Raw genomic sequence first — 9,281 nt, forward strand, 5'->3', positions numbered from 1 at the left:
AGCTCGGTCCCGGGGAACCTCTAGAGTCTGACCGCGTAGACGGTGGCCGTGTCGTTCATCGTGTCTCCTGTGTGGTTCGGGCCGGGCGGTGGTTCAGACCTGGTCGGTCAGCTGCTTGTTGACGCCGGTGACGGGTTGGTTCTCGTCGAACCCCTTCGGCTGGATCCGGAACCCCTTCGTGATCACCAGCAGGTACACGAAGCCGATCGCGGCCCAGACGCCGCCGGCGATGAGGGCGTCGGCGTGCAGCTGAGACCAGAGAACACCGGTCAGCAGCATCGCGACGCCGGGCAGGACGATGAAGGAGAAGCGGTCGCGTGCGGTGCGACGCCGGCCCTGGCGCCAGGCGAAGTGCACGATCACCGTCAGGTTGACGAAGGTGAAGGCGATGAGCGCACCGAAGTTGATGTAGGCCGAGACGGTGTCGAGCGAGAACGTCATCGCCAGGAGCGTGACCGCCCCGACGATCACGACGTTCGGGATGGGCGTCCGGGTGCGCGGGCTGACGTAGCCGAAGACCTTCTTGGGCAGGACGTTGTTGCGGCCCATCACGAGCAGCATGCGGGCGACGCTCGCGTGGGACGCCAGTCCGGAGGCGAGGGCGGCGACGAACCCGGCGGAGACGAGGACGGCCTGGAACACCTTGCCGCCGACGAGCAGCCCGATCTGGGGCAGCGGGTCGTCGGTGAACTCGCCGAACGGGGCGTTGGTCGGGAAGCGGAGCTGGGCGAAGTACGCCGAGACGAGGAAGATCAGGCCGCCGATGAGGACGGTCAGCAGGATCGCCTTCGGCATGATGCGGATGCTCTTCGCCTCCTCCGTGTACATCGTCACCGCGTCGAAGCCGATGAACGAGAAGCACACGACCGTCGCCCCGGTGAGGAGGGCCGACATCGTCACGCCGTCGTGGACGAAGGGCTCGGTGCTGACCACGGTGCCGGCTCCGGCGCCCTCGACGAGTTCGATCACGGCGAAGACGACGAACGCGATCATCGCCAGGATCGCGCCGATGAGCAGCACCATGTTGAGGTTCGAGGTGCCCCGCATCGACAGGCAGATCACCGTCGTCACGAACAGCGTGTAGACGACGACGGTGACCCAGGCGGGCAGCGCGGGGAAGACCTGCTCGAGGTAGAGGCGGATGATCAGCGCGTTGACCATCGGCAGCAGCAGGTAGTCCAGCAGCGACGCCCAGCCGACCATGAAGCCCGCGTTCGGGTGGATCGACTCCCGCACGTAGGTGTACGCCGACCCCGCCGCCGGGTACACGCGGACCATCTTCCCGTAGCTGATCGCCGTCAGCAGCATGATCACGAGCGCGATGAGGTACGCGCTCGGCACGGCACCGTCCGTCTCGCCGGACACGATGCCGAAGGTGTCGAACACCACGGTCGGGGTCATGTACCCGAGCCCGAGGCCGACGATCGCCCACAGCCCGAGGCTCCGCTTCAGGGACCCGCCGCGCGCTGGCCGGGGCGGGGCGGAGACGATCGTGGGTGACGCCATGGGGGAGTTCCCTCCTGCTCGCGGCCGGAGCCGCGGGGGCCGGGGTCCGTGCGACGGTGCACGGACCGGGTCGGGTGGACCGGTCCGCTGACGATACCGACGCGGTGCCGTGCGCCGGACCCGCCACCGAGTACACCCGTCACCACGCTGCTGTACGCGGTGTCGCTTGCCGTCGCGGGCGTCGGTTCCCTCGCGGCGCGCACCCTGGGACCGGCCGGGAAGACGCTCAGCCAGCGGCCCGAAACCGCCGGGTCCCTCCCGGCGCGACTCCCTACGATCGGCTCCGCGCGACCGGCACCGGGCCGGACGCGAGCCGGACGAGGACGACCGATGACACGGACACCAGGGATCCGCTCCCGCTCGACGGGACTGCTCGCCGCCGGCCTGGTGGTCGGCCTCGCGCTCGGTGCCGCCGGCGGCTGGGGAGCGGCGCACCAGGCCAGCGCCGCACCCGCCGGGCGAGCCGTCGCGGCGGAGCCGAGTCGCGCCTCCACGGCCCACGCGACGAGCGTGCCGACCGCGCGTCCCGCCACGCTCGCACCGACCGCTGCGGCCACCGGCGGGATCCCCGCCGCCGAGGCACCGGGCACCACGCCGCAGCCGTCGAGCCTCGACCTCGCGACGACGTGGACCGCGCCCACCGACCTGCCCGCGACGGGGCGACTGCTCCGCGTGACGATCCCGGCCACGCGGTCGCACTTCGCCGTCCGGCAGGCACTGCTCTACCTGCCGCCGGCCGCACTCACGGCCGACCCACCGGCGCTCCCCGTCGACGTGCTGCTGTCCGGGCAGTCCCGCGGAGCCGGTCCCGACGACGTGCAGACCGGCGGGCAGATCGAGCGGACCATGGACGCCCTCGCGACGCTGGACCGCGGACTCGCACCCGTCGTCGTCGTCCCCGACCAGCTCGGCCCGCAGTCGGCGAACCCGATGTGCGTCGACGGGAAGCTCGGCAACAGTCGGACCTACCTCACCCAGGACGTGCCGGCGTGGGTGACGAGCCACCTCCGCGTGCAGACCGCCGCGTCGGCGTGGACCATCGGCGGGTTCTCGCAGGGCGGCACCTGCGCGATCCAGCTCGGCGCCGGCGACCCCGCGCGGTTCGGCAACCTCATCGACGTCTCGGGCGAGGACGGGCCGTCGCTCGGCAGCGTGACGAAGACCATCACCGAGGGCTTCGCCGGGAACCGGGCGGCGTGGGCGGCCGCGCAGCCGGCGGCGCTGCTGCGGGCCGGTGCGCCGTTCCGGGACTCGAACGCGTTCTTCGCCGCCGGGGCCCTCGACACCACCTACGGGCCGGTCATGCCGGTGATGGCCGAGCGCGCCCGGGCCGCGGGCATGCACGTCGCCACCTGGGTGGTGCCCGGTGGCCGGCACAGCTGGGTGACGGCACGGGCGGCGCTCGCCGCGGGGCTCGACTGGCTGCAGCCGCGGGTCGGGCTCGGGGGGCCTACGGCCTGACGTCTCCTGCGCCGCGGGCGCTCACCGGATCCGCTTCCTGAGCAGCATGTCCGCCCGCGCTCGTCCCAGGTCGGTCTGCAACGGGTCGAGCGCCTCGGTGAGCGTGTCGAGCACCCCCAGCGCACGTGCTGTCCGCAGAACGACGTGGAATCCGACCGACGGGTCGCCGTGTTCGAGCTTCCTGAGCGTGGCCCGCGTGATGTCGGCGCGATCGGCGACCTGCTCGGCCGTCAGGCCGAGGATCTTCCGCCACCCCGCGAGGTCCGATCCGATCGCTCGCGCGGAACGCGTGATGGCTGCCGGGAAGGGTTGTGCGAGTCGCGGATCCTGCTCACTCATGGTCACTACAGTACGCATTACGGTGCGTAATGGCTACTGAAGTGATCTTTACTGCACCGCCGGCTGCTGCTGCGTGATGCAGTGCAGCCCGCCGCCCCGGGCGAACACCTCGCGGGCATCGACCGAACGCACCTCGCGCCCCGGATAGACGTCCGCGAGGATCCCCCGCGCCCGGTCGTCCGCCACCGGGTCGCCGAACGCGCACGCGATCACGGCACCGTTCACCACGACGTGGTTGACGTAGTTCCAGTCGACCGGGCCGCCCGCGTCGGTGAGCGTGCTCGGCGCCGGCAGTTCGACGATCGTGGCGTCGGTCGCCTCCTCGAGCGCCCGGCGGACCATCGGCATCACGAGGTGGTCCGGGTGGCCGGCGTCCGGCTGGGCGTGCAGCAGCACGGTGTCCATCGCGGCACCCGCGAAGGTCGCCACCATGTCGACGTGCCCGCGGGTGCCGAACCCGTCGTAGTCGCGGGTCAGCCCGCGCGGGAGCCAGACCACCTCGGTCGCACCGATCGTCCGCGCCAGCTCGTGCTCCACCCGCGCGCGGTCGGCGTACGGGTTCCGACGGGGATCGAGCTGGACCGTCTCGGTGACGAGGACCCGCCCCGTACCGTCGACGTGGATCGCCCCGCCCTCGTTGACGAGCAGCGAGGGGATCCGTTCCGCGCCGGCCGCCGCGGCCACCGTGGCAGCGACCTCGGCGTCGCGCGTCCACGTCGACCACGGGTTGGCGCCCCACCCGTTGAACACCCAGTCGACGGCGCCGAGCGCACCGGTCACGTCGTCGAGCACGAAGGTCGGGCCGATGTCCCGCATCCAGAAGTCGTCGAGGGGCGTCTCGAGCACGTCGATGCCGCCCGACAGCAGCCGGCGGGCGTCGTCGCGCGCGACCGGGTCGACGACCACGGTGACCGCCTGGTGTTCGGCGATCGCGTTCGCGGTTGCCGCCCAGACCCGACGAGCCGCCTCGGCGCTCGCCGCGTCGTCGCCGAGGGTGAGCCCGGGGCGTGGGAACGCCATCCAGGTGCGGTCCTGCGGCGCGGTCTCGGGAGGCATGGCCCACGTCATGCGCGCACCTCGCGTCCGGCGTCGGTCGCCGCCACCGCGATGGCCGCGTCGATCGCGTCGCGTGCGCCGAAGGCGTGGCGCTCCTCGTCGACGGGGTCGACGAGCGTGCCGTACAGGTCGGGTCGCCGGGTGACGTAGAAGGGGAAGAGCCGGAGCCACTCGGTGCGGGCCTCGAGGTCGAGGTCGGCGACGAGCACGACACTCGCGTCCCGGGGTGCCTCGACGAGCACGCGGCCGAACGGGTCGGAGATGAACGAGGACCCGTAGAAGGTGATGTCGCCCTCGTCGCCCCATCGGTTCGGCACGACCATGAACTGCCCGGCGGTGATGCCGTTCGCCACGATCACCTGTCGCCAGATCGGCGCGGTGTCGAAGTCGGGGAACGTCGGCTCGGAGCCGATGGCGGTCGGGTACGCCAGGACCTCGCTGCCGGCGAGGCCGTACGACCGGGCGACCTCGGGGAACCACTCGTCCCAGCAGGTCGGCAGTCCCACTCGGGCACCGAGTCCGGTCGGTTCGTAGACGGGGAAGGCATCGGCGTCGGCACCCGGGCGGAAGTAGGTGTCCTCGTAGTACCCGGCGCTGATCGGGATGTGGGTCTTGCGCGTCCGTCCGACGAGCGTGCCGTCCGGGGCCACGAGGACGGCCGTGTTGTAGCCGCGGGGGTCCTCGGGGAGGTCGTCGGCGGCGGGCCGTTCGTACAGGGACGCGTGCACGAACACCCCGTGCTGCGTCGCCTGGTCCCAGGCGAACGCGACGGTCGGGCCGTCCTCCAGCGACTCGGCCGTGTCCTTCGGTGTCCCGCTGGCCGGGGTGTCGCCCGGGTACCGCGAGAGCGTGAGCTCGGGGAGGAACACCGCGGTGGCGCCGTTCGCGGCCGCGGTGGCGATGCCGTCAGCGAGCTGTACACGGTGCGCCGTCGGGTCGTCGAGCCAGCGCGACTGGACGAGGGCGACGCGCACCCGGCGTCGAGGTCGGCCCGTGTCCTCGTGCAGGGGAGACGGCTGCGGTGTGCCGGTGATGACGTCCATGTCGCCATTGTTGATCGTATGATCAACGAGCGCAAGCCCCGCGGTGTTCTGTGGGTGCATGAGCGAACCCGTCGTCACGCCGCTCGGCTTCTCGCACGTGCGGCTGACGGTCACCGACATCCGACGCAGCAAGGCGTTCTACGGGCAGTTGTTCGGGATGCCTCCCGGCAGCGACTTCAGCGACCAGATCGACGACCCGACGATCCACGACGATCCGTGGCGGACCTACGGCGGGTGCTCCTTCACGTTCGGCGGCCAGACGCTCGGCCTCCGTCCGGTCGCGCCCGCGGGAGACCGGTTCGACCCCGACCGGGTCGGCCTCGACCACGTGTCGTTCCGGGTGGCCTCGGTCGACGAGCTGCACGCCGCGGTCGGTCGGCTCGACGCGGCCGGGATCCCGCACGGCGAGGTGACCGACCTGCCGCCGTTCGGGCTCGTGATCCTGTCCGTGCAGGACCCGGACGACGTCAACCTGGAGTTCGCCGCGCCCCGAGGGTGACGGTCGTTCGGCGTGTGTGTCACGCCAAGAGGGGCTGTCCGCGCCGTCGCCGTCCTGGGAGCATCACGGCATGCTCGACAACCTGATGGGGACCGGAGCCTCCCTCTCCCTCGTCGCCTTGCTGGTCGCACTGGTGTGCCTGTGGGTGGCTGCGGTCCGGTCGATCCTCCGCGACCCGGGCCTGTCGAACGAGGGCAAGGTCGGGTGGATGATCGCGGTGTTCGTCGCACCGTTCCTCGGCGTGATCGCCTGGTACGCGACGCGGAGCTGGACCCGATCGTGACCCAGGGCATCCGCCGCCGCGGTGGACGGGCGCTGGGGGTCGCGTTCGTGTTCCTCGTGTTCCTCGAGGTGTTCGCGGCGTTCTCGACGTTCTTCGGGATGCTGATCGGCCAGACGGCGTACGCGTCGTGCACGTCGGACCACACGGTGTGCGCGGACGGCGTCGGGGGGACCGCGCTGATCGCCGTCCCCATCGTGTCGCTCGCGATCGCGATCACCACGTGGACCCTCGGCGCCGAGGGGCCGCCCACGCTCAGGCGGCGCGTGTGGACCCCGGCCGTCGGGCTCGGGTCGATCGTCGTGGTCTTCCTGCTCGGGCTCCTGGCGACCGACCTGTCCATCGGCTGACGTGGTCGCCGCTGTCCGGTCGGCGCGCGCGTCCCCCGGGTGTCGAGGTGGCTCCAGAACTCCCGGCGTTGGCTGGGCCGGTCAGACAACAGGAGGACACATGAGCACGACCTGGTTCATCACCGGCGCGTCCAAGGGCTTCGGCCGCGAGTGGACAGAAGCGGCACTCGAGCGCGGGGACTCCGTCGCCGGGACGGCCCGCAACCTCGAGGACGTGCAGGCGCTCGTCGACCAGTACCCGGACACCTTCCTGGCCGTGCAGCTCGACGTGACCGACCGCGAGGCGGACGTCGCCGCGGTCCAGCGCGCCGCCGACCACTTCGGTTCCCTCGACGTCGTCGTCAACAACGCCGGCTACGGCCACTTCGGCATGGTCGAGGAGCTCACCGAGGACGAGGTGCGCGCGCAGCTCGAGACGAACCTGTTCGGCGCGCTCTGGGTCACCCAGGCGGCGCTGCCGATCATGCGCGAGCAGGGGTCCGGACACATCATCCAGGTGTCGAGCATCGGCGGGATCAGTGCGTTCCCGACGGTCGGGGCGTACCACGCGTCGAAGTGGGCGCTCGAGGGCCTGTCGCAGTCGCTGTCGCAGGAGGTCGCGGGCTTCGGCATCCACGTGACCCTCGTCGAGCCCGGTGGGTTCTCGACCGACTGGTCCGGCCCGTCGTCGAAGCACAGCGAGGAGATCGCCGCCTACGCCGGCGTGCGCGAGGCCGCCTCCAAGCGCCCGTCCGCTGCCGATCCGGGCAAGCCGGAGGCCACCCGGTCCGCGATCCTGAAGGTCGTCGACGCCGAGGAGCCGCCGCTGCGGGTCTTCTTCGGCAAGGCGCCGCTCGGCATCGCGGAGCGGGACTACGAGTCGCGTCTGGCGACCTGGCGCGAGTGGCAGCCGGTGGCCGAGGAGGCCCACGGCGCCTGACGGACCGAACGGTCAGGGGTGCCCGACCGCCGAGCTGACGACGGCGAGCAACCGGAGTCGCTCGGCGGTCTCGCTGCCTGGTTCGGCGGTGTACACGAGCAGGTTCTGCGAGCTGTCCGGGTCCTGCAGGACCTGGCACTGCAGGGTGAGCAGCCCGACCTCCGGGTGGCGGTAGGTCTTCAGGTCCCGTGGGCGGATGCCGACCTCGTGGCGGGCCCAGACCTCGCGGAACTCCTCGCTCGTCGCGAGGAGCCGTTCGGCCAGGTGTGCGGCCCGGGAGTCGGGACCGCGGCGAGCGATGACGGTGCGGAGACCCGAGGCGTACATCCGGGACAGGAAGGGGTGGTCCTCGACCGGGTGGATGTCGCGGGACGCCGGGTCGGCGAACCACCGGTACCCGATGCTCCGGTCGTCGCCCCGTCGGCCGCTGGCGTCGCCGGTGAGTTCGGCGGCGAGGGTCGTCTGCTGCAGCGTCTCGCCCAGCTCGGTGACGATCTCGGCCGGACTGTCGGCGAGCCGGTCGAAGATGCGCATCATGCCGGGACTGACGTGGTCGCCGCCGGACGCGGCCGTCGGTGGTTCGTGGCCGGCGAGGCGGAAGAGGTGGTCGCGCTCCGCGATCGTGAGGCGCAGGCCCTGCGCGATCGATGCGAGCATCTGGTCGGACGGTTGCGGTCCGCGCTCCCGTTCCAGTCGCGCGTAGTAGTCGACGGACATGTTGCTGAGCAACGCCGCCTCCTCGCGCCGCAGGCCGCTCGTGCGACGGCGCTGACCCCTGGGCAGGCCGACGTCCTCGGGCTGCAGGGCCGTCCGACGGCTCCGGAGGAAGTCCGCGAGGGACGCTCGGTCGATCATGCGCCCATCCTCTCCCGGGGCGTCGACCGCAGCCACGGATCGTCAGGCCGTGGTTGCGTGTGCACGACGCGGCGACGATCGTCTCGGGTGCCGGATCGGGTGCTCACGACGACGGAAGAGGCGGACCATGGCACGGAACGAACGACTGACCCTCCCGGACCTCGGCGGACGCCGGGTCCTCGTGACCGGGGCGAGCGACGGCATCGGACTCGAGATCGCCCACCGGGGCGTCGAGCACCACCGTGCCGACCAGGCCCGCGAGCGCGAGCGCGGTGGCGGCGAGACGGAGGCGGACGGCGGCACGGCGACGCGGGTGGCTTGGGGGACGAGTCACGCACCCGAGCCTATACATCCGTTCAGGCACGACGGGTCGTCGCCGCGCGGCTGTGGAGAACTTCGCAGGGCGGGCGTTCAGAACCCGCGTTCCCGCCGGATGGCGTCGGCGCTGTCGACGACGTCCCGCTGCAGCACGGCGGCCCCGGCCGTCCCGGCGTAGTCGTAGACGTCGAACCCGGCGCAGTGCGTGATCGTCGCGGGCGGCCCGAGGGAGTCCTCGACGGCGGTCGTCCAGACGTCGCCGGACCCGATCACGACGAAGGTCGGGGCGGCGTCGCGGTACGCGCCGAGGTCGACGAGCCACGGGTAGGTCTGGAACGTGTCCCGCACCTGCAGCAGCTGCACGTTCGTGGACGCGTAGGTCGCGAGGGGGCGGACGGTCCAGAACTGCCCGACGCCCACGACGTCCCGTCCCCCGGCCCAGCGGTCCAGGCAGGCGGCCGGGTCCGAGCGTGCGTCGACGACCGCGCGGAGGGTGCTCGGCGCGGTGGCGACCCCGGTGAGCAGGACCCCGGCGGCAGCGAGGGCGAGCACGGCCCGGATGCCGCGCCGTGGCCGGTGCACCTGGGTCCGGCGGACGGCGGTGCGGGCGAGCTCGGCGACCGCGACCAGGGCGAGGAGCGGCGCCGTCACGATC

The 9,281-nt window shown here is 72.1% G+C and carries 11 protein-coding genes and 1 pseudogene; 5 read left to right on the forward strand and 7 right to left on the reverse strand.

The features are described 5' to 3' along the window. Window positions 1-93 precede the first annotated feature (93 nt). Window positions 94-1,506 carry an APC family permease gene (locus I5E_RS19285; protein ID WP_022908428.1) on the reverse strand — a complete coding sequence of 471 codons (1,413 nt, stop codon included), beginning with the start codon at window positions 1,504-1,506 and terminating at the stop codon, window positions 94-96. Between the two features lie 330 nt (window positions 1,507-1,836). Between I5E_RS19285 and I5E_RS19290 the strand changes: the two genes are divergently transcribed. Continuing rightward, window positions 1,837-2,967 (forward strand): alpha/beta hydrolase, encoded by a 1,131-nt coding sequence (locus I5E_RS19290; RefSeq protein WP_022908429.1) that lies wholly within the window; start codon window positions 1,837-1,839, stop codon window positions 2,965-2,967. A 21-nt stretch (window positions 2,968-2,988) separates the two neighbouring features. On the opposite strand, the gene I5E_RS19295 is transcribed toward I5E_RS19290, so the two are convergent. From I5E_RS19295 to I5E_RS19305, 3 genes are read right to left on the reverse strand one after another with little or no spacing between them, the layout of a single operon-like run. Next, window positions 2,989-3,306, reverse strand: a complete 318-nt coding sequence (locus I5E_RS19295; RefSeq protein WP_022908430.1) for a helix-turn-helix domain-containing protein — start codon at window positions 3,304-3,306, stop codon at window positions 2,989-2,991. A 48-nt stretch (window positions 3,307-3,354) separates the two neighbouring features. Further along, window positions 3,355-4,374 (reverse strand): agmatine deiminase family protein, encoded by a 1,020-nt coding sequence (locus I5E_RS19300; protein WP_022908431.1) that lies wholly within the window; start codon window positions 4,372-4,374, stop codon window positions 3,355-3,357. Continuing rightward, window positions 4,371-5,405, reverse strand: coding sequence for a nitrilase-related carbon-nitrogen hydrolase (locus I5E_RS19305; protein ID WP_022908432.1), 1,035 nt, complete (start codon window positions 5,403-5,405; stop codon window positions 4,371-4,373). Before I5E_RS19305 ends, I5E_RS19300 begins: the two co-directional genes overlap by 4 nt. Window positions 5,406-5,463: 58 nt before the next feature. Here I5E_RS19305 and I5E_RS19310 point away from each other — a divergent pair, with 58 nt between their 5' ends. The 4 genes from I5E_RS19310 to I5E_RS19325 all read left to right on the forward strand — a co-directional run bounded on the left by I5E_RS19310 (window position 5,464) and on the right by I5E_RS19325 (window position 7,453). After that, window positions 5,464-5,904: a VOC family protein gene (locus I5E_RS19310; RefSeq protein WP_022908433.1), complete on the forward strand. Its 441-nt coding sequence runs from the start codon at window positions 5,464-5,466 to the stop codon at window positions 5,902-5,904. Window positions 5,905-5,974: 70 nt separating this feature from the next. Continuing rightward, a complete protein-coding gene (locus I5E_RS19315) occupies window positions 5,975-6,187 on the forward strand; it encodes a PLDc N-terminal domain-containing protein (protein ID WP_022908434.1) in 213 nt (70 codons plus the stop codon). Further along, complete coding sequence (locus I5E_RS19320; RefSeq protein WP_022908435.1) at window positions 6,184-6,534, forward strand: hypothetical protein; 351 nt, start codon at window positions 6,184-6,186, stop codon at window positions 6,532-6,534. The genes I5E_RS19315 and I5E_RS19320 overlap by 4 nt, the downstream gene beginning before the upstream one ends. A gap of 100 nt (window positions 6,535-6,634) precedes the next feature. Beyond that, window positions 6,635-7,453: an SDR family oxidoreductase gene (locus I5E_RS19325; protein ID WP_022908436.1), complete on the forward strand. Its 819-nt coding sequence runs from the start codon at window positions 6,635-6,637 to the stop codon at window positions 7,451-7,453. Window positions 7,454-7,465: 12 nt separating this feature from the next. Here I5E_RS19325 and I5E_RS19330 read toward each other — a convergent pair whose 3' ends face one another. From I5E_RS19330 to I5E_RS25820, 3 genes and pseudogenes are all read right to left on the reverse strand, one after another. Beyond that, window positions 7,466-8,308, reverse strand: a complete 843-nt coding sequence (locus I5E_RS19330; protein WP_022908437.1) for a helix-turn-helix transcriptional regulator — start codon at window positions 8,306-8,308, stop codon at window positions 7,466-7,468. A gap of 103 nt (window positions 8,309-8,411) precedes the next feature. Beyond that, entirely contained in the window at window positions 8,412-8,642 is a 231-nt protein-coding gene (locus tag I5E_RS25815) for a hypothetical protein (RefSeq protein ID WP_187290556.1), read from the reverse strand. Between the two features lie 77 nt (window positions 8,643-8,719). Continuing rightward, a pseudogene (locus I5E_RS25820) lies at window positions 8,720-9,281 on the reverse strand (hypothetical protein); the annotation flags it as partial.

Origin of the sequence: Curtobacterium sp. B18 (genome assembly GCF_000333375.1) — a bacterium.
Lineage (GTDB): Bacteria > Actinomycetota > Actinomycetes > Actinomycetales > Microbacteriaceae > Curtobacterium.

What these genes read in the sequence shown, in the direction of transcription:
- I5E_RS19285 (WP_022908428.1), bottom strand. Translation starts at nt 1,506, where the DNA reads ATGGCGTCACCCACGATCGTCTCCGCCCCGCCCCGGCCAGCGCGCGGC.
- I5E_RS19290 (WP_022908429.1), top strand. Translation starts at nt 1,837, where the DNA reads ATGACACGGACACCAGGGATCCGCTCCCGCTCGACGGGACTGCTCGCC.
- I5E_RS19295 (WP_022908430.1), bottom strand. Translation starts at nt 3,306, where the DNA reads ATGAGTGAGCAGGATCCGCGACTCGCACAACCCTTCCCGGCAGCCATC.
- I5E_RS19300 (WP_022908431.1), bottom strand. Translation starts at nt 4,374, where the DNA reads ATGACGTGGGCCATGCCTCCCGAGACCGCGCCGCAGGACCGCACCTGG.
- I5E_RS19305 (WP_022908432.1), bottom strand. Translation starts at nt 5,405, where the DNA reads ATGGACGTCATCACCGGCACACCGCAGCCGTCTCCCCTGCACGAGGAC.
- I5E_RS19310 (WP_022908433.1), top strand. Translation starts at nt 5,464, where the DNA reads ATGAGCGAACCCGTCGTCACGCCGCTCGGCTTCTCGCACGTGCGGCTG.
- I5E_RS19315 (WP_022908434.1), top strand. Translation starts at nt 5,975, where the DNA reads ATGCTCGACAACCTGATGGGGACCGGAGCCTCCCTCTCCCTCGTCGCC.
- I5E_RS19325 (WP_022908436.1), top strand. Translation starts at nt 6,635, where the DNA reads ATGAGCACGACCTGGTTCATCACCGGCGCGTCCAAGGGCTTCGGCCGC.
- I5E_RS19330 (WP_022908437.1), bottom strand. Translation starts at nt 8,308, where the DNA reads ATGATCGACCGAGCGTCCCTCGCGGACTTCCTCCGGAGCCGTCGGACG.